This is a genomic window from Frankia sp. CeTa3Moorea (assembly GCF_978021225.1).
The window spans coordinates 10,568-29,492 of sequence record NZ_CDXDOR010000033.1 but is presented as its reverse complement, the minus strand read 5'-3'; the positions used below and the strand labels follow the sequence as shown (position 1 = coordinate 29,492).

The following is an 18,925-nucleotide window of genomic DNA, read 5'->3' as shown; positions in this document are numbered from 1 at the left end:
GCGCCAGGCGCGCCACGGGGCGATGCCAGGAAACGCCATCATCATCGGATTCCCTCACCCGCTCCGCTCGACTCGCCCGCAAAAAAACAACTCCGATGCGCGTCTACTCAACTACACTTTCGCCGCTACCCGGCAGCCGCGGCAGGAGGATCGTGTCCATACGTAGTCGGCTGTCGCGACATCCCGGCGCACTCGTCCTCGTCCTCCTCGCCATGAGTGCCGTTCTTATCGCGACCCTCGGTCACGAACACCGCGGCCACAACGACAGTAGCCCGGACAGGCCAGGGCCCACCAGCGCGGCCAGTCTTCCCGGCCTACCCGTCGCCCGTACACCACACGACACCCATGGACCACTCGATGACGGGGATCCGCGGCCCGGCCCCTGGCGGCGGGAGTTGGCGGCGAGAATCCGACCCGTCCCGGTGACCCAGCCGGGCAAGCTGCGCTTCGGCCTCGGGCCGGCGCTCGACAGCGCCCTCGCCTCGCCGCTCGCCGGAGACCTGGACTTTCTCACCACCTGGTACAACGGCCCGGGCGACCTGAGCTTCCTACGGAAGTGGCGGGCGGACCTGATTCCCGAAGTCTACCATTCCGGCCACGGCATTCATCTCGTCGTCTGGCTCGACGGCACCGGCAGCGTGGGGACCTTCCAGACCTCCCATGGCCCCGCCTGCGGCCGGGAGTACCCGTTGTCCGGCGCCTTTCTCGCCGACGCCCGCGAGCTCGCCTCGATCTTCGCCGGGCCCGCGAACGGCCCGGCGCTCTACGTCACGCTCTTCACCGAGCTGCAGACATATCCGTGCCAGTCCAACGAGTGGGCCGCCACGCCCGAGACCACGAACTACTACCGGGCTCTGCAGGACCGGTACCTGGCGACCCAGGAGATCTTCCATGCCGGGGCGCCCAACGCCCGGGTGTCGCTGGGCTGGGGCGGTTGGCAGAGCCGCTGGGACGATCCGGTGAAGGGCGGCGGCCGCTCCCTGATCACACACTTCGCGGACGTGCTGCGGGCGTCGGACTTCCAGAGCTTCCAGGCGATGGGGAACGATTCCAACGCCGCCGACGTGCGGAACATGACGAAGCTGCTGGGACAGTACGGCCCGGTCATGGTGGCGCATTTCAAGTCGGGGTCGCAGGCGGTCTGGGACGCGGACATGCACGCCCTGCTCGCCGGCGACGAGGCGCGCAAGCTCAGCCTGGACGGGCTGTTCGCCTTCAGTTTCATGGACCAGTCCAACATCATCTTCTCGCCCCGGGCGCTGGCCACCGCCCGAGGGGCGGTGCAGAGCCACGGCGTCCGGTCCTCGTTCTAACCGACCGCCTAGAACGATCAGTTAGTAAGCGTGCGGAGAGGGTAGTCGGTAGGACTACGAGGCAGCCGTGGCCCGCGCCCGCCGCACGCGATGATCACGCAATGAGGAGGAGGAGGCCGCGCGGATGCGTCTGCCCGCAGCCCGGACCGTCCTGCGCGCGCCGAGCGCCCTCCTGGGGGCGGTGGTCCAGCCCGTTCTCGCCCATACGGTTCTCGCCCATGCCCGGACCGGGTGGAGTCCGGATTCGAAGCCCGGTTCCCCCGCGCTCGGGCCCCCCGCGCCCCGCGCCGTCGATCACGACAGCGTCGATCACGAGATCGCCGGCTCCACGGCGGCCGGCGAACCGCGGGAGAAGGCCAGCGCCTACCGCCTCCTCAGTCTCGGAGTCCGTGGGATCTCCGGGCCGGCCGGCGAATCCCGTCGCCGGCAGGTGGAACGAGTGCTGGAGAATCAGCCCGGGGTGGCGTGGGCCCGGGTCAACGAGCCGTTGCAATGTGTCCTGATCGGGCTCGCCGAACCGCCCCCCACCCTTGACGATCTGGTCGCGGCCCTCGGCCGGGTGGAGGGCGTCGCGCTCGAACCGAGGCCGGGAGCGGTGCCGAGGTTCGCGGCGCCGATCCGCCGGACGGCCGCGGCACTGGCCGCCGACGGGGTCGCGTTCGCGCTGGCGTCAGCGGGCCGGCTCGCCCGGGCGGTGCCACTGCCCATCGAGATCGCATCGCTGGTCACCCTCGTCGACACCCAACCCCGGCTACGCCGGTGGGTGGAGCAGATGCTCGGCGCGGGCCGGGCTGACGTCGTCCTCGGGCTGGTCAATGCCGGTGCCCTCGCCCTGGCGCAGGGGAATCTCGGTCTCGCGGTCGACGCCGGCTACCGGATGGTCACGCTGGGCGAGGCGCGTGCGCGCCGAGACACCTTCCTGGCGGCTCGGGACGAGCTGCTCGGTCATCCGGACTGGGCCGCGGCCGAGCCGGTGGTGACCGAACGGCCGCGGCCGCTGCCGGACGGTCCCGTGGAGCGCTACGCCGACCTCGCCGTACTCGCCGGGCTCGGCGGGTTCGCGGCCGCCACCGCCGCCACCGGGAATCCGCGCCGTGCCGCGGCGCTGGCCGCCACCTCGCTGCCACGCCCGGCCCGGGTCGGGCGAGAGGGCTTCGCCGCCCAGTTGACCCGCGTCCTGGCGCGTCGCGGCGTCCACGTCATGGATTCGGCGGCCCTGCGGGTGCTCGACCGCGTCGACACCATCGTCATCGACGCCGACGTCCTGCGCGGCGAGGAACGCATCATCGCCGACGTCGTGCCGCTGGCCGGCGCGGACCGCAGCGACGTCGCGGTCCGCGCGCACGCCCTGTTCCGTCCGGCCGGTATCAGCACCGTCGCCACCGCGGAGGGCTGGGCCCTCGGGCCGGTGGAACAGCTCGGCCTGCGCGGCCGGACCGGTGTCCGGGAGCGTCGCGAACTGGCCCGGTCCGGGGCGGACACGGTGCTCGGTCTGGCTCAGGGCAGCAGGCTGATGGCGATCGTGTCGATCGTACCCGGGCGGGCGGAGGGGAGCCACCACCTGCTGGCCGCCTGCCGCCGTTCCGGGCGGGCGGTGTTCGTCGCCGGTGACCTTCCCGCCGGCGCCGGCGGAACAGCGGAGGACACCAACCTTCCCGGGGTACCCGGGGGGGACCGGCTCGTCGGCGCGATCCGCGGTCTGCAGGCCGAGCGCGGCGGCGTCCTGGTCGTGTCCCGCCGACGGGCCGCGGTCGGCACCGCGGACTGCGGCGTCGGTGTGAACGGCCACGACGGCTCGCCGGCCTGGGGGGCGCACATCCTGGTCGGGAATGACCTGGCCGCCGCCAGCCTCGTGGTCGAGGCGGTCGCCGCGGCCGCCCGGGTGAGCCGGCACGCGGTGCGGCTCGCCCAGGTGGGCTCGGGTGCCGGCGCGTTGGCCATGCTCACCGGGGCCGACCCGCGGCTGGTGTCCCGGGCCATGACAATGGTCACCGCGGCGGTCACCGCCGCCCTCGGCGAGGGGATCTGGGCGGCGCGGGAACTGGGTCGCCGCCCCCCGCCGCTCGCGGTCCCCCGTACCCCGTGGCACATCCTGCCGGCCGAGGACTGCCTGGCTCGGCTGGACAGCCTCCTCGGTGGACTGTCCACCGAGGAGGCGGCGCGACGCCGCCAGGACGGCGCGGTGTCGATGCAGGCGACCGCGCCCAGCCTCGTCCGGGCGTTCGCGGCCGAACTGGCCAACCCGCTCACCCCCGTCCTCCTCGGCGGCGCTGCGCTGTCGGCCGCGACCGGTTCCGTGCTGGACGCCGGTCTGGTGCTCAGCGTCGCGATCGGCTCGGCGTTCGCCGGCGCGGTCCAGCAGCTACGGGCGGACCGGGCGCTCGCCCGACTGTTCGCCGTCTCGGCGGTTCCGGCCCGGGTACTGCGGGACGGCGAGGAGACCAAGCTGCCGGCGGACGACCTGGTCCCGGGCGACATCATCATGGTCGGGGCCGGGGATGTCGTCCCCGCGGACTGCCGGCTCCTGTCGACGACGGGGCTCGACGTCGACGAGTCGTCGCTGACCGGCGAGTCCATGCCGGTCACGAAGTCGCCCGGACCAGTAGCAGCCGCCAACCTGGCGGACCGCTCCTCGATGATCTACGAAGGAACGACCGTCGCCGGCGGGCGGGGCACCGGCGTGGTGGTGGCCACCGGCCCGGCCACCGAGGCGGGGCGCAGCATGGCCGCAACCGCCGGTCCCGCCCGGCTCAGCGGCGTCGAGGCGCGACTGTCCACAATTACCGATCTCACCATTCCGGTGGCGCTCGGCGCCGCCGGGGCACTGTTGGCCTCCGGGTTGATCCGTGGCCTGCCGATCCGGGACACCCTCAGCGCCGGGGTAGCGCTCGCCGTCGCGGCGGTGCCCGAAGGGCTGCCCTTCCTCGCCACCGCCGCCCAGCTTTCCGCCGCCCGACGGCTCTCGGCGCGGGGCGCGCTGGTACGCAACCCCCGCACCATCGAGACCCTCGGCCGGGTGGACGTGCTGGGTTTCGACAAGACCGGAACGCTCACCGAGGGCAGGATCCGCCTGCACGCCGTCTCGGACGGCACGCATACCGCTGCGGCGACCGAGTTCGGACCGACGCATCGGCGGGTGCTGGCCGCCGGGCTACGCGCCACGCCGCGCGGCAAAGGAAAGAAGAAGTTGCCGCATCCGACCGACCGCGCGGTGCAGAAGGGAGCGGCCGCGGCGGCGGTGACCCGCGAGTACGGTCTCGCCGCGTGGTCGCCGACGGCCTCGCTTCCCTTCGAGCCGGGCCGCGGCTACCACGCGGCAGTGGGGGATGCCGGCACGACCACGGTGCTGAGCGTCAAGGGGGCGCCCGAGGTGCTGCTGCCACGGTGCGTCCGCCTCCGGACCGCCGACGGCACGGCACCGCTGAACGACCGCCGGCGGGCGAGGCTCATCCAGGAGCACAGCCGGCTCGCGGGCGCGGGCTACCGCGTCCTCGCGGTAGCCGATCGCGACCTGGGGTCCGCGCCCCGACCGGCGGACGAGAGAGTCACCGATGACAGCGTGGCCGAGTTGACCTTCCTCGGCTTCCTCGTCCTCTCCGACCCGGTCCGGACCACGGCCGGGGCGTCGCTGGAGGCGCTACGCGCCGCGGGCGTGCAGGTGCTGATGATGACCGGAGACCATCCGGCCACCGCCAGGACGATCGCCACCGAGCTGGGAGTGCTCACCGACAACCAGATCATGCTGACGGGTGCCGAGCTCGAGGCCATGGACGACGAGGCCCTGGACCCGGTCCTGCCCAGGGTGGCCGTGATCGCCCGGGGCACTCCGCTGCACAAGGTGCGGGTCGTGGAGGCCTACCAGCGGCTGGGCAAGACGGTGGCGATGACCGGCGACGGCGCCAACGATGCGCCCGCCATCCGGCTCGCCGACGTCGGCCTCGCGTTGGGCCGGCGTGGCACGCCGGCGGCCCGGGCCGCCGCCGACGTGATCGTGACGGACGACCAGCTGGACACGATCATCGACGTGCTCGTCGAGGGCCGTTCGATGTGGGCCTCGGTCCGCCAGGCCCTGGGCATCTTCGTGGGCGGGAACCTCGGCGAGATCGCGTTCACCCTCCTCGGCTCCATGGCCACCGGGCGATCGCCACTGTCCGCGCGGCAACTGCTGCTCGTCAATCTGCTCACCGATCTCGCCCCGGCCCTGGCCGTCGCGCTGCGCGAGCCGGATCCGGAGGTGACCGGACAGCTCCTCGGCGAGGGCCCCGAGCGCTCCCTCGGTACCGCCCTGAACCGGGAGATCGCGGTGCGGACGGTCGCCACGACCCTCGCCGCCGCAGGTGCCTGGATCACCGCCCGCCTCACCGGGCGCCGACGGCACGCGAACACGGTCGGCCTCGCCGCGCTCGTCGGCTCGCAACTGGGCCAGACGCTGCTCGTCGGCGGCCGCAGCCGGACGGTCCTGCTGAGCATCGTCGCCTCGGCGGTCGTCCTGGCCGCCATCGTGCAGATGCCAGGCGTCAGCCAGTTCTTCGGTTGCACCCCGCTCGGTCCGGTGGGCTGGTCGATCGCGATCGGCGCGTCGTTGGCGGGGACGTTGCTCTCCTTCTTCCTCCAGGCCCCCTCCAGGCTCCAGTCCTCCAGGCCCCAGTCCGCCACCTAGCATTGCCTCTGCCGTCGTGGATAACCCGCCTACGTGGCAACAGCCGTGGCACGCTAGTTGGAAATCCGTTGGCGGCTCCACGAAAATATTCTTAACGCGCCGAGAAGACGTTGGCCGACCTTACGCACGACCCGCAGACGCCCCCGGAGACGCCCCCGCATATCAGGACACCTTTGGGTACGTGCGAGGTGAGTTGCGAGGTGAATAGGGTAGGTGCCTGCACAGAAGCAGTCATGATATCCTGATTGAGGAGTCTGATATCGAACCTGTGAGGTGGCGCCGGTGGCCGACATCCTCGTACGTGACGTACCCGATGCGGTTCTCGCCGAGCTCGACGCTGCCGCCGCCCGAGCCGGAATCTCGCGTGTCGAGTATCTGCGCCGCACGCTTGCCGCCGAAGCCGAGCGGGCATCACGCGCCACACGTCCCCCTCTTGCTCTTGGGCGGGAGAACTGGGCGCAGCTCCACGACCTGATCTCGGACCTCGCCGACGAAGACGTGATGCGCGGTGCCTGGTCGTGACCGACAGCTGGCTCATCGACAAGTCGGCGCTGGTCCGCATACCAACCCATCTCGACGAACCCGTCTGGTCACAGCGAGTCGATCAAGGTCTGGTACACATATGCGCGGTCACGCTGCTCGACGTGGGCTACTCGGCCCGCAACGGCCCTGAGCACGCCCGGCTCCTCGGCACCCTGCCGCTCGCACGCATGGTCATCCAGTGGGACATACCGGCAGCCGTGGCCCGGCGCGCCTACGAGGTCCAAGGCCTGCTGGCCGCAGCCGGCCATCATCGGGCCCCGGGCGTCCCCGATCTGCTGATCGCAGCGACAGCGGAAGCCGCCGGGCTCACGCTCCTGCACCACGACAAGGACTTCGAACTGATCGCAGACCTGACCAGGCAACCGTTGTGCCGATTGTCCTGATCCTCCAGACCCCACGCCGATGACACCCCACGAGTTGGACGGCGGATGGCTCGTGCTCAACCGGCCGCGCGTCCGCGTCCGCGGTATCCCGGGCATCATGATTCATCGAGGCGGCCGGAGCCTGCGCCGCGGGCGAAGGCGCGGTTGACGGTTCCACTTCGGGCCGCCAGGCGGTCATCGACTTTGGCTGCTCGGCGTCGGGATGTCCCCGCCCCGCTCCGGCGTCACCGGGGTCCCCGAGTTCGCTGCTGTCGGTCTCAGTGGACACCGCTGAGCTCCTCGATGTGCTCGCGCAGGTCACCGACGGTGGCGAAACTCGCGAGCCGTTCGTCGGCGATCTGGATCGAGAACTCGCGTTCGACAGCATAGATGAGGTTGATGTGCGCGAGCGAGTCCCATCCGGGTATGTCGGCGGCGGTCGTGGCGTCGGTGATGACGAGGTCGTCGTCACCGAAGATCTCCCGGAAGATCTGCTGCAGCCGCTCCTGCGTCATTACCTGGGCACCGCGGTCAGCTCGGCGATCAGTGCGTGCTCCCGCAGAGCCGCGGCGCCTTCGCCAGCGCCGGCATCCCCTCTGTTGATCATTTCTGCGGCCCCTCCCGATGTGATTCGTCATGGCACCCCGTGTCCACCAGGTCAAACTCTACCGTTACGTAAGAGTTGGTTCGTCGGGGATGGCGTCCCGGCGGGGATTGGAGAGCTGACGCGCCCCCGGGTGCCAACGCATACTCGACCGTTACGTAATGGTACTGTCGCAGCTGTGCGGGATGTGGCTGCTTCGCCGCGGATGACCGCGATCGACTCGCATCGACGCGTGTTCGCGCTGACGGACGGGGCCCGTCCAGGGATCCCGGCGGCCACCTGTTCGCGTTCGTCCGGGTTAGCGACCTGCGCCACTCTGCCGAGGAGCGTCCAGCAGTGACGGCAAAGCAGAACCTGGCTATCGCCTGTGCCGACCATCTGCCAGGCGGAAGTCCATGTGCCCACCTGCTCCAGCTCGCCGGCCGCGGCGCACTGGTCACCGGTGCCTCCAGCGGGATCGGACGCGCCGTCGCCCTTCGGTTGGCGCGGGCCGGCGCACTTGTCATCGCGACCGGTCGCGATCAGGAGGTGCTGGCGAGGATGGTCAAGGAAGCCGACGAGGTCGGTCTGACCATCCACCACCAGGCTGCGGACATCACCGATCCCGCGGACCGCGGCTGTCTGGTCGACATGGTCCGTGATCAGCCCACGGACCTGAAGATCCTGGTGCACTCGGCAGGGGCCTACCACCGCGGCGCGATCATCGACGCCCCGCTGGCCGACTTCGACGAACAGCTGGACGTCAATGTGCGCGCACCCTATGTGCTCACCCAGATGCTGATCCCGGACCTCATCCGGACCGGTGGCGACGTAGTGTTCATCAACTCCACCCAGGGCCTGTCCGCCGGCGCCGGCGTCGGCCAGTACGCCGCGGCCAAGCACGCCCTGCGGGCGATCGCCGACAGCCTGCGGGCGGAGGTCTCGGCTGCCGGGGTGCGGGTGTGCACGGTCTTCCCGGGCCGCACCGCGACCCCCATGCAGCAAAAAATCTTCCAGGCCGAGGGGCGGGCGTGGAATGCCGACCTGCTCATCGCGCCCGACGACATCGCCGACGCCGTGACCGGGGCAGTGGCACTTCCCGACCGCGCGAGTATCACCGAGATCGTGATACGCCCCACCCATGGACCCGGACCAAGGGACTCGTTCGTAGCTCGTCCGCAGACGAGCTAGACCTCACAACGCTGTGCGGCGACTGCCGGCCAGGTCCCAGATCCGGCCGATAGCCGGCTGCCAACGCCACGATGTTTACCCGATCGGGGCTCGATAGACAATTCAACACCTACGTTAGTGTTTGTTTCTCCGAGGTGTCGCCGCGGCCTTGCCTGGGACGGCACGCATGGCTGACGATCAAGGGGGCGCGTTGACCCGGAGGACCTCGCCGGAATCTGCCCAGCAGGAGATCTTCCGTCCCTCGCGGCAGCTCCCACCGTCTCAGGCCGGGCTGGAGCTGCCCACGTTGACCGGCCTGCGGGGAGTCGCCGCCACTCTGGTGTTCCTCCGCCACATCCACGCAGACGTCCAAGGGACTCTGCCTGTGGTCGCGGTGCTAGGCAACATCGGATACGTGGGCGTCACGTTCTTCTTCGTGCTGTCGGGGTTCGTCCTCACCTGGGCGGCCAGGCCGATCACCGTGGGGCAATTCTATTGGCGCCGGTTCGCCCGGGTCTATCCTCTGTACTTCGCCGCCATCTGGATCTGGCTCGCGATCGCGTGGCCGCTGGAGACGCTCGGGGACTTCGGCTCGAAGCCCCTCTCCATCCTGCCGAGTCTGCTCCTCGTCCAGGCCTGGGTCCCGACCCAGTCGATCTATTTCGGCTGGGGTGGTGCCGTGCTGTGGTCGTTGTCCTGCGAGGCGTTCTTCTACCTGGTCTTCCCATACGTGTACCGCAGGTTCGCGACCCGCACCAACCCCGAACGCATCCGCACCGCGCTCCTGTTCGTTCTCCCTGCCGCGGCCGTGTCATGTGTGGCTAGCGCCGCGGGCTCTCGATTCGATCTTGCCGCCTACGCGAACCCGGCGGTGCGGCTCGGCGAGTTCGTCCTTGGCGTGGCCCTTGGGTTACTGGCTCGTGAGGGTGCCCGCGCAACGCCGTGGCAGCGTCGGATGCTTACTACCTTCTCCTGCGCCTGGTTGGTTGTCTCGATACTCCTGGGCTACCGCTACGGCCATCTACAGGGATTCATCGACACGCTCACACTGCCGGCGTTTGCCATCATCATCTTCCTGGCCGGCACCCGTGAGGCGGACGGCCGCCGGATTCCGGTGTTCAGCTCCCGCCCACTCGTCTATTTCGGCGAGATCTCCTACGCCTTCTATCTCGTTCACCCCGCCGCACTCACGATCAGCAGGGAACTCGGCTGGGTCGACGCCACCACCGCGGCCGGGACGGCGCTCGCCATCCTCGCCGACTTCGCCCTGTCCTTCGCCCTCGCCGCGGTCCTGCATCACACGGTGGAAGGCCCGGCCCGCCGATGGCTGATGGGGGTACTCCGGTCACGATCGTCCCCCCGTCATGCCTACCGGAGCCTGCTGCCCGATGTGCCACCGCGGATCCCACAGGAGTCTGCGAGCGCGGTGCCAGCGGCCCGGGACCTGGCGTGACTGCGGTCATGGCCATGGATAGCCCGGCGGGGCCGGAGCTCAGGGCCTGACACGAAAATGTCGAGGATCTCGCGCCCACGCCCCACGTCCTGAGCCAGATCGAGCGCGACGAACAGCGGATGCGCAAGCGGCCATCGCCACCGCTCGGGCAGGAGATCGACGCGACGGGCGCAGACGGCCGCCACCGGTGCGACCCGCACCGCGGCACGCGCCTGGGCCGGCGCCGGAGCGGCGCCGAGAAGCGTAGCCGCGCGCCGGAGCACCGCCTGATCGGGAACGAAGAAGTCAGGCACCTGGTCGGCGCGGACAGCGACCGGGGCACCGTACGCCGCGGCGGCGGTCGTGTCCGTCAACGCCCACCCGGTCTCGTTTTCCACGTCACGCAGGCCGAGACTCAGCGATCTGGTGACGCCGCTGGTGTCACCGGGATCGGGGAGTCTGGCGAGATAGGCGCGCGGCGTTGGCCAGCGCTCGGCCACCTGTCAGAACAGCCGCGAGTCCGTGACGACGTTCGCGGCGTCGACAAGACCGTCGTGCCGCAGCGCCGCCAGCACCTCCGACACCGTGCTGGCGGACCGGCCGAGCCGGCGCGCCAGCTCCCGGACGGCGGTGCCCGCTTGCGGCTCCATGAGCAAAGCGGTCGCGACCTCGAGCCCGGCCGTGCCGCTCAAGGCCCGTGTCCGCGCACCGCGTCCGGTGACCGGGCTGACCTCGGCGTCGATCACAAGGTTGCTCGAACGAAGCGCGATCCGGCCGCGCAGGTCGTAGTAGCCGGCCCGATGCTCGGTCAGCAGCTTCCGGGCCGCCCCGGTCACCCGGTCCGCGACGACCAGGAGAAGGAAGCCGCCCGATCCACCGGGTGGACGGCTGGCCGCGAGCAGCTGCGCGGCGACGCCCTCGGACACCAGCGACCGGCGCTTGAGCTCGATGGGAACCGCGACACCATCCGGGTCGAGCACGAGATCGACCCCGCGATCGGGCCCGGAGGCGGGCGGTCGGGCCTCGACTCCGAGCTGGCAGAAGGCGTCGACCACGAGGGCCTCGGTGTCCACGCGGACCAGCGTTCACGCTGTTCGCTGTTCGGTCAATACCGAACAGCGAACAAGGCGCAGCGAGCAACAGCCCGCGAGATCGGGCGGGACAAGGACCGCGGACAAGGTGAGAAGGGTCGAACCGGGTCGGGTCGAGCGAAGCTCGACATCGGGGGTTCGGGGGGTTGCCCCCGGCAGACATCGCGGCAAACGCCGAAGCTGACGGAAGGTCAGCGAGCATGGCAAGCCAGCCCGCAGCGTAGCCGGGGCTCGAACCCATCCGCTCCGTCGGGTCAGGTCGGCGCCATCAGCGGCCCCGGGGCCGGTAGCGACCTCGGCGCCGCCAGCGACCGCAGCATCCGTCGGTCGGTCTTCAGGCTGCTGGTGAGCGGCAGTGCCTCGACGATGTGCACCTCACGCGGGTACCGGATGGGACCCAGCCGGGCGCGGCCCCAGCGCACCAGCTCCTCCGGGGAGACGGTGCCACCCGGGACGAGTTCCACGAACGCGACCACCTCCTCCCCGCGCCGGGAGTCCGGTCGGCCCACGACGCCGCACGAGGCGACCTCGGGATGGGCGAGCAGGCCGTCCTCGACGTCGCGCGGATAGATGTTGACACCACCCCGGATGATCAGATCCTTGATCCGGTCAACCACGTACAGGTAGCCGTCGGGGTCCAGCCGGCCGATGTCCCCGGTGTGCAGCCAACCGCCCCGCAGCGCCCCCGCGGTGGCCTCCGGGGCCTGCCAGTACCCCGTCATCACCATCGGGCCCCGCACGCAGATCTCCCCGTCCTGGCCCCGACCGGCATCGCAACCGTCGGGGAGCTCGATGCGCACCTCGACCCCGGGGGCGGGCACGCCCACGCTGCCGAGCCGTGTTCCGCCCACCGGCGAGGTGGTGATGATCGCGGATGACTCGGTACAGCCGTATCCCTCCACCAGCTCGGCGCCGGGCAGCCGCCGGCGCCATTCGAGGGCGGTCTCCCGGGGCAGCGGCGCGCCACCGCTCGTCACCCGCCGCAGGGTCGACAGATCGTAGTCGTGCAGGGGCTGCGCGAGCAGCTGCGCCACCATGGACGGCACCAACGCACTGATGTTCACCTGGTGCTCGACCACGAGGTCGAGCCAGCTCCGCGGCTCGAACCAGCGCATGAGAACCATCGGTCCGGGGTTCACCATGTGCAGGGTCATGACGCTGATCGTCAGCCCGTAGACGTGGGACAGCGGCAGCGGCAGCAGGCCGGCCAACTTCTCGTCCGGGGTGGCCGACATCGCTGCCCAGCCACCCGCGGACAGCCCGTCGTGCGAGAGGACCACCCCCTTCGCCCGCCCGGTCGTGCCGCCGGTGTAGAGCAGCGCGGCCATGTCGGAAGGATCCACCTCCACAACCGGACTCTCCTCGCCGGCCTCGAGATCGGCGAAGCGCAGTACCGGGGTGGTGAGCCCGACCCGGAGTGTGCCGGCCTGGAGCATGGATCGTGGCGGGGACGGGGACTGCGGCGGAGGCGGGGAGACGCCGGGTCGGTCCCCGTCCGCCAGTATCAGGGCGCGCACCGCCGAGCCGCCGTCGCCGACCGCCGCGCGGACCCGGTCCAGGAACTCGGGTGTGGTGACCACGAACCGGGCTCCGCTGTCGACGAGGACGTGGCGCAGCTCGTGCTCGGTCAGCAGGAACAGCACCGGGGTCACGACCCCACCGGCCCGCCACACCGCCTGGTAGGTGACACCCACCTCGGGACAGTTGGCCATGCACACGGCCACCCGGTCGCCCCGGCGCAGACCCGCCGCCCGCAGGCCGCCCGACAACCGGCGGGCCCGCGCCAGCAACTCCCCCGACGTCTGGTCGCGTCCCTCGAAGCGAAGCTCCGCCGTGCCGCCGGTCCGTTCCTGCGCCAGCTCGGCGAGCCGACCGAGGCTGATCCCGGCCGGACGAGATCCGGTTGCGGTCATCATACGATCCGCCTTCCGTAGCCGTGTCTTCCTGTGTGCCCCTGTGCCTGTGCGCCCCGTGCCTGTGCGCCCCGTGCCTGTGCGCCCCGTGCCCTCGTGATGGTGCACCGCGACACGCTCGTAGACCAGCAGGTACCGGCAGGACGTCACCCCGCAGCGTCACGACGGACGCCCGAACCACCGTCGGATGCCATGCTCGGCATACCTGCGGGAGACGGGACCGGTCCATCCCGCCCGGACGGAGGTCGGACGACGCATCGCCCTGTGAACGGCCATCACCCGCCCCCCGCGTGGTGAAGCCGGGAAGGCTCGGTTCACGATGGTGGCCGGTCCCGACTCCGGACCGGCCCCGGACCGCGGCCATCGGTCCCGGCAGACGGAGGTGCCCATGGGCTCGCCCGTTGGTAAGTCCTCGGCTTGGCGCAACTGGGCGGGCAATGAGACCGTCCGGTCGGTGCGCCTCGCCCGCCCCCGCGACGCGGAGGAGATCTCCGCCCTGGTCGGTACCGCCATCCGGGACGGTCATCAGATCCGGGCGATCGGATCGTCCCATTCCATGAGCGCCATCGGCCGCCCGGGCCCGGGCTCCGTCCAGGTCTGCCTGGACAGGTGCGCCGACCTCGTTGCCCTGGACGGCGGCAGCGGCCTGGTGACGGTGCGCGGTGGGATGACCATGCGCCGGCTGAACCGGCTGCTCGCGGAGGCCGGGCTCGCCCTGACCAACCAGGGCGACGTCGACGAGGTGACCATCGCGGGTGCCATCTCAACCGGCACCCACGGCACCGGGGCCCGCTTCGGCGGCCTGTGCACCCAGGTCCGGGCGCTCGAGGTGGTGCTCGGCGACGGCAGCGTGGTCACCTGTTCACGCGGCGAACGTCCCGAGTTGTTCGCCGCCGCCCGGCTGGGCCTGGGTGCCGTCGGCGTCGTCACGTCGGTCACCCTGCAGGCGGTGCCGCTGTTCGCCCTGCAGGTCCAGGAGGGCCCGATGCGCCTGGACAAGGTCCTCGACTCCTACGACGAGCTCGTCGACCAGACCGACTACCTTCGCTTCTCGTGGTTTCCGCACACCACGACGGCCCTGGTCAGACGCGGTCAGCGGCGTCCGCTCGACGACGGCCTGGCGCCGCTGCCCCGGCTGCGCTGCTGGGTCGACGACGAACTGGTGTCGAACACCCTCTTTGGCGCGCTGATGACGACGGGCCGGCGGATGCCCGCGGCGGTGCGGCCCATCGCGCACGTCAGCGCGCGGGCGTCGGGCAGCCGCACGTTCCGCGACCTGTCCTACCGGGTGTTCACCTCCCACCGCCGGGTCCGGTTCAAAGAGATGGAGTACGCCCTCCCCCGTGCCGATCTCGCCGCGACGCTGCGTGAGCTGGTCTACGCCATGGGGAGCGCGGACGTGCGCGCCGTCTTCCCGGTGGAGGTCCGATGCGCCGCCGCGGACGAGATCCCGATGTCGACGGCGTACGGCCGCGACACCGCCTACATCGCCGTGCACATGGATCACCGCGGTGCGCACGGCGATTACTTCGACCTCACCGAGAAAATCATGTTGTCGGTCGGCGGCCGGCCGCACTGGGGCAAACTGCATTCGCTGGACGCGGCGACGCTGCGTGGGCTCTATCCCCGTTTCGACGACTTCCTGGCCGTGCGCGACGCCGCCGACCCGACCGGGGTGTTCGCGAACGCGTACCTCGACCGCGTCCTCGGCTCACCGGCCGGCGCCCCCAACGCTCGGTGACCTGACCACGGCACGCCACGGCAGTTTCTCGCCGATGTGACGACGGGCGGAGCAGCGGTCGCGGGCGGTTCAGCCCGCGGTGGTCCGGCCGCCGACGTCCTCGCCGAGGTAGGCCTGCCGGACCCGGTCGTCGGCCAGCAGGCTCGCGGCGGTGCCCGCCAGCACGACCTCGCCGGTCTCCAGCACGTAGCCACGGCCCGCGATCCGCAGCGCCGAGGCCGCGTTCTGCTCGACCAGCAGCACCGCGACCCCCTCCCGGTTGATCTCCGCGATCACCTCGAAGATGGTCTGAACGATCATCGGGGCCAGCCCCATCGACGGCTCGTCGAGGAGCATCAGCCGGGGACGGCTCATCAGCGCGCGTCCGATCGCGAGCATCTGCTGCTCGCCGCCGGACAACGTGCCTCCCGGCTGCGCGACCCGCTCGGCCAGCCGGGGGAAGAGCGCGAACACCCGGTCGAGGTCGGTCCGCACGTGCCGGCGATCGTGGTAGGCGCCCATCAGGAGGTTCTCGCGGACACTCATGCTCGGGAAGATCCGCCGGCCCTCGGGCACGTGGCTCACCCCCCGGCCGACGAGTTCGTGCGCCGGAATCGACGACAACGGGCGACCGTCCAGCCACGCCTGTCCCGCCCGAGGCCGCAGCAGTCCGGAGATCGTCCGCAGCGTGGTCGTCTTGCCGGCGCCGTTGGCCCCGAGCAGGGTGACGATCTCGCCCTCAGCCACCTCCAGGCTGACGCCGCGCAGGGCGGTGACGGCGCCGTAGGCGACCTCGACACCGGCCAGAGTCAGCAGCATCAGCGCAGTTCCTTCCACCCGGCAGGGCCGGCCGGGCTGGGATCCGCCGTATCGGGATCCGCCGTATCGGGATCCGCCGCGCCGGCGTCGGCCAGGCCCAGGTACGCCTCGATGACCGCCGGGTCCCGCTGGACCTCCGCCGGCGTGCCGGACGCGATGATCCGGCCGAAGTTGAGCACCACCACCGAGGTCGCCACCGACATGACCAGCCGCATGTCATGCTCGATGAGCAGGACCGACACCCCGGTGCCCGCGATCCGGATGATCAGCTCCGCCAGGTCGCGCTTCTCCGCCGGGTTCGTGCCGGCCGCGGGCTCGTCGAGCAGCAGCAGGCGCGGCTCGGTACCGAGCGCCCGGGCGATCTCCAGCCGGCGTTGCTCGCCGTAGGGCAGCGACGCGGCGAGCTCGTGCGCCCGGTGCGGCAGGCCCACGAGCTCGAGCAGCTCCAGCGCGTGCCGCACGCCGTCGCGCTCGGCCCGCCGGGCGCCCGGCAGTCCCAGCACCGCGGCCAGCGGCCCGTACCGCTGCCGCACCTCGGTCCCGATCTGGACGTTCTCCAGCGCCGACAGAGCGGGGAAGAGCCGGATGTTCTGGAAGGTCCGGGCGACACCGAGCCGGGTGATGGCGTGCGGGCGGCGCCCCACCAACTCGGCCGGCCAGCCGGGCCGGGGCCAGAAGGTGACCGATCCCTGCTGCGGGCGGTATGCCCCGGTGAGGCAGTTGAACAGCGAGGTCTTGCCGGCCCCGTTCGGTCCGATCACCGCCAGGATCTCGCCTCGGCGCTGGCGCAGTGAGACGCCGTCGAGGCTGGTCACACCCCCGAACCGCAGCGCCAGGCCGCGGGCCTCCACCACCAGGTCCTCCGGGCCCCCGCCGCGCCCGGCGTCCCCGCGGCCCTGGCTGTCCCCGCGCTGCCGGCCCCGGGAGCGCCGGTGTCCCGGCGGCGAGAGGCGGTGCGCTCCGCCCCTGGTCACGGCTTGCCTCCCGTGGGCGCGGCGCCCAGGGAGTCCGCCGCGCCGATGCCGGCCTCCGCGAGCTGGATCTCCCGACGCCGTCGGCGCGACGGCACGAGTCCCTGCGGACGGAAGATCATCATGATCACGATGACGGCCCCGAAGTAGATGTACCGGTCCGCGGGCGGGACCTTGTCGCGCAGGTAGAAGGCGATGCCCTGGAGGACGACGGCACCGACCACCACCCCGAGCCGGGAACCCATCCCGCCGAAGATGACGACGGCGACGACGAAGAACGACGCCTGCAGGCTGAAGCTCTGCGGGTTGAAGAACTGTTTGGAGGCGAAGAGCACGCCGGCGAAGCCCGACACCGAGGCGCCGATAGCGAAGGCGAGCAGCTTCATCCGCAGGGTCGCGACCCCGGTCGCCTCGGCGGCGATCTCGTCCTCGCGGATCGCCGCCCAGGCCCGGCCGATCCTGGACCGTTCCAGCCGACCGAAGGCGATCATGACTCCGACGATGATGACCAGGAGCAGGTAATAATACGGTAGCGGGTCAATGCCCCACTCGTAGTCGAGGCCGAGCAGGTTGATCGACAGGTGCGGAACGCCGAAGGCCCCCCGGGCACCGTTCGTGATGTTGTCGGCGTTGTTCGCGATCAGATGGATGATCTCACCGAAACCGAGCGTGACGATCGCCAGGTAGTCACCCCGCAGCCGCAGCGTCGGCGCGCCCAGGACGACGCCGGCGAGCGCGGCGAGGACCAGCGCAATCGGGAAGACGAAGAACGGGTTGAGCACGAAAGGCGCGTGCCACGGCATCGCGGTCTGTGAGGTGAAGTAGGCCGTCGTGTAGGCACCAATGGCGAAGAAGGCGATGTAGCCGAGGTCGAGCAGGCCGGCGTAGCCGACCACGACGTTCAGGCCCAGTGCGAGCAGCGCGTAGATGCCGATGTCGTTGACCATCGACTGCTGCGCGGCGGTCGAGACGACCAGCGGGGCAATGATCGCGACCGCCAGAAGCGTCAGGTTCAGCGCGATCGGGCCGCCCCGGGTGGCGTAGGCCGCACTCACCGGCCCCCGGAGGCCGGCCGCCAGCCGGCCCGCCGCGCCCCGCAGTTCGACGCCGAGCGCCAGGACGATCCACAACGCGACGGCGAGCCCCAGGTAGGGCAGGATCCGCGCGTCCAGCACCGAATCCTGAAATGCCTTCAGCGGTTTGTCGGAGCCCCCGGCCGGACCGGTCACCACCGCGGCGAGCACACCCACCAGCAGCAGTACCCCGAGCTGGCGCAGCCGGGCCGGGGAGAACAGCACGGCCGGACGCAGCAATGCGCCCGCCGGGCCGCCACCAGGCTCGCCACCCGCCCCGGCGGGCGGGAGCGGCGCCCCGGCGGTCGGCGGGCGGGCGGGCGACGTCGCAGCGCTCATGCTGCCCTCCCCAGACGTTCCCCGAGCAGGCCGGACGGTCGGATCATCAGGATGCCGACCAGGACCAGGAAAGCGATCACGTCCTTGTAGGACGCCTGGAAGATGTATCCGCCGTAGCTTTCCACCAATCCGAGGAGCAGGCCGCCGAGCATCGCCCCGCGCACGTTGCCGATGCCGCCGAGGACCGCGGCGGTGAACGCCTTCACTCCGGGGACGAACCCCATGCTGTACGAGGCGTTGAACGTCATCGCGTACAGGAAGCCGCCGGCTCCGGCCAGCAGGCCGCCGAGCACGAACGTGACGATGATGATGCGTTCGACGTTCACGCCCATGAGAACCGCGGTGTCGGCGTCCTGGGCCACCGCGCGGATGCCCTGCCCGAGCCGGGTCCCCGCGACCAGCCGGTCCAGTCCGACCAGCATCGCGATCGCGACCGCGAAGATGACCAGCGACTGGGTGGAGACGCCCGCTCCGAACAGCGTGAACACCGTTCCGTCGGTGAACAGGTTGGGCAGGGCCACGTTCTGCCGGCCGAACTCCTTGCCGGCGAGGTTCACCGCGAACAGCGAGGCCCCGATGGCGCTGATGAGGTAGGCCAGCCGGGGGGCGGAACGGCGCCGCAGCGGCCGGTACGCCACCCGTTCGAGCGTGAAGGCGGCGAGCCCGCCGCAGATCGCGCCGGCGCCGAGGCCCATGGTCACCAGGCCCACCGATTCGAGGCCGCCCGGGACCGAGCCGTCCCCGGGTAGCAGGGCGCGGGCGGCAAACAGCCCGCCGAAGGATCCCAGCATGAAGACCTCGCTGTGCGCGAAGTTGATGAGCTGGAGGACTCCGTAGACGAGGGTGTACCCGAGCGCGATGACCGCGTACAGGGAGCCGACTGTCAGACCGTCGACGGTCAGCTGCCAGAACTGGTCGAGGAAACCCATCCGTGTG

15 protein-coding genes are annotated in these 18,925 nt (G+C 71.1%); 7 read left to right on the top strand and 8 right to left on the bottom strand.

The window, feature by feature from the left end; translation table 11 throughout:
- The first annotated feature begins 152 nt into the window (after positions 1–152).
- The 4 genes from AC08OV_RS08735 to AC08OV_RS08720 all read left to right on the top strand — a co-directional run bounded on the left by AC08OV_RS08735 (position 153) and on the right by AC08OV_RS08720 (position 6,899).
- Positions 153–1,313 (top strand): hypothetical protein, encoded by a 1,161-nt coding sequence (locus tag AC08OV_RS08735; protein ID WP_476612518.1) that lies wholly within the window; start codon positions 153–155, stop codon positions 1,311–1,313.
- Positions 1,314–1,437: 124 nt separating this feature from the next.
- Positions 1,438–5,973, top strand: a complete 4,536-nt coding sequence (locus AC08OV_RS08730; protein WP_476619524.1) for a cation-translocating P-type ATPase — start codon at positions 1,438–1,440, stop codon at positions 5,971–5,973.
- A gap of 282 nt (positions 5,974–6,255) precedes the next feature.
- The gene (gene vapB / locus AC08OV_RS08725) at positions 6,256–6,495 is read left to right on the top strand and encodes a type II toxin-antitoxin system VapB family antitoxin (RefSeq protein WP_476612515.1); all 240 of its coding nucleotides are present in this window, start codon (positions 6,256–6,258) and stop codon (positions 6,493–6,495) included.
- Complete coding sequence (locus tag AC08OV_RS08720) at positions 6,492–6,899, top strand: PIN domain-containing protein (protein ID WP_476612514.1); 408 nt, start codon at positions 6,492–6,494, stop codon at positions 6,897–6,899. The genes vapB and AC08OV_RS08720 overlap by 4 nt, the downstream gene beginning before the upstream one ends.
- A 257-nt stretch (positions 6,900–7,156) precedes the next feature.
- On the opposite strand, the gene AC08OV_RS08715 is transcribed toward AC08OV_RS08720, so the two are convergent.
- Entirely contained in the window at positions 7,157–7,393 is a 237-nt protein-coding gene (locus tag AC08OV_RS08715; RefSeq protein ID WP_462187307.1) for an acyl carrier protein, read from the bottom strand.
- A gap of 425 nt (positions 7,394–7,818) precedes the next feature.
- Here AC08OV_RS08715 and AC08OV_RS08710 point away from each other — a divergent pair, with 425 nt between their 5' ends.
- Together AC08OV_RS08710 and AC08OV_RS08705 are read left to right on the top strand one after the other, a co-directional pair.
- Positions 7,819–8,652: an SDR family oxidoreductase gene (locus tag AC08OV_RS08710; RefSeq protein ID WP_476612513.1), complete on the top strand. Its 834-nt coding sequence runs from the start codon at positions 7,819–7,821 to the stop codon at positions 8,650–8,652.
- 166 nt (positions 8,653–8,818) lie between these two features.
- A complete protein-coding gene (locus AC08OV_RS08705) occupies positions 8,819–10,084 on the top strand; it encodes an acyltransferase family protein (RefSeq protein ID WP_476612512.1) in 1,266 nt (421 codons plus the stop codon).
- On the opposite strand, the gene AC08OV_RS08700 is transcribed toward AC08OV_RS08705, so the two are convergent.
- The 3 genes from AC08OV_RS08700 to AC08OV_RS08690 form a co-directional block, all read right to left on the bottom strand.
- Positions 10,000–10,563: a hypothetical protein gene (locus tag AC08OV_RS08700; RefSeq protein WP_476612511.1), complete on the bottom strand. Its 564-nt coding sequence runs from the start codon at positions 10,561–10,563 to the stop codon at positions 10,000–10,002. The genes AC08OV_RS08705 and AC08OV_RS08700 overlap by 85 nt on opposite strands.
- 3 nt (positions 10,564–10,566) lie before the next feature.
- Entirely contained in the window at positions 10,567–11,136 is a 570-nt protein-coding gene (locus AC08OV_RS08695; protein WP_476612510.1) for a helix-turn-helix domain-containing protein, read from the bottom strand.
- A 272-nt stretch (positions 11,137–11,408) separates the two neighbouring features.
- Positions 11,409–13,067 carry a class I adenylate-forming enzyme family protein gene (locus AC08OV_RS08690; protein WP_476612509.1) on the bottom strand — a complete coding sequence of 553 codons (1,659 nt, stop codon included), beginning with the start codon at positions 13,065–13,067 and terminating at the stop codon, positions 11,409–11,411.
- A gap of 388 nt (positions 13,068–13,455) precedes the next feature.
- Here AC08OV_RS08690 and AC08OV_RS08685 point away from each other — a divergent pair, with 388 nt between their 5' ends.
- Positions 13,456–14,808 (top strand): D-arabinono-1,4-lactone oxidase, encoded by a 1,353-nt coding sequence (locus tag AC08OV_RS08685; protein ID WP_476612508.1) that lies wholly within the window; start codon positions 13,456–13,458, stop codon positions 14,806–14,808.
- Positions 14,809–14,877: 69 nt separating this feature from the next.
- On the opposite strand, the gene AC08OV_RS08680 is transcribed toward AC08OV_RS08685, so the two are convergent.
- The 4 genes from AC08OV_RS08680 to AC08OV_RS08665 are packed head-to-tail and all read right to left on the bottom strand — an operon-like array spanning position 14,878 to position 18,918.
- Complete coding sequence (locus AC08OV_RS08680; protein WP_462187302.1) at positions 14,878–15,606, bottom strand: ABC transporter ATP-binding protein; 729 nt, start codon at positions 15,604–15,606, stop codon at positions 14,878–14,880.
- Complete coding sequence (locus AC08OV_RS08675) at positions 15,606–16,580, bottom strand: ABC transporter ATP-binding protein (RefSeq protein WP_476612507.1); 975 nt, start codon at positions 16,578–16,580, stop codon at positions 15,606–15,608. The genes AC08OV_RS08680 and AC08OV_RS08675 overlap by 1 nt, the downstream gene beginning before the upstream one ends.
- Positions 16,577–17,989 carry a branched-chain amino acid ABC transporter permease gene (locus AC08OV_RS08670; protein ID WP_476612506.1) on the bottom strand — a complete coding sequence of 471 codons (1,413 nt, stop codon included), beginning with the start codon at positions 17,987–17,989 and terminating at the stop codon, positions 16,577–16,579. Before AC08OV_RS08670 ends, AC08OV_RS08675 begins: the two co-directional genes overlap by 4 nt.
- Complete coding sequence (locus tag AC08OV_RS08665) at positions 17,986–18,918, bottom strand: branched-chain amino acid ABC transporter permease (protein ID WP_476612505.1); 933 nt, start codon at positions 18,916–18,918, stop codon at positions 17,986–17,988. Before AC08OV_RS08665 ends, AC08OV_RS08670 begins: the two co-directional genes overlap by 4 nt.
- Positions 18,919–18,925 lie beyond the last annotated feature (7 nt).

Coding starts and splice junctions, on each gene's coding strand:
- AC08OV_RS08680 (WP_462187302.1), bottom strand. CDS start 15,606: ATGCTGCTGACTCTGGCCGGTGTCGAGGTCGCCTACGGCGCCGTCACC.
- AC08OV_RS08715 (WP_462187307.1), bottom strand. CDS start 7,393: ATGACGCAGGAGCGGCTGCAGCAGATCTTCCGGGAGATCTTCGGTGAC.
- AC08OV_RS08685 (WP_476612508.1), top strand. CDS start 13,456: ATGGGCTCGCCCGTTGGTAAGTCCTCGGCTTGGCGCAACTGGGCGGGC.
- AC08OV_RS08665 (WP_476612505.1), bottom strand. CDS start 18,918: ATGGGTTTCCTCGACCAGTTCTGGCAGCTGACCGTCGACGGTCTGACA.
- AC08OV_RS08690 (WP_476612509.1), bottom strand. CDS start 13,067: ATGACCGCAACCGGATCTCGTCCGGCCGGGATCAGCCTCGGTCGGCTC.
- AC08OV_RS08670 (WP_476612506.1), bottom strand. CDS start 17,989: ATGAGCGCTGCGACGTCGCCCGCCCGCCCGCCGACCGCCGGGGCGCCG.
- AC08OV_RS08730 (WP_476619524.1), top strand. CDS start 1,438: ATGCGTCTGCCCGCAGCCCGGACCGTCCTGCGCGCGCCGAGCGCCCTC.
- AC08OV_RS08705 (WP_476612512.1), top strand. CDS start 8,819: ATGGCTGACGATCAAGGGGGCGCGTTGACCCGGAGGACCTCGCCGGAA.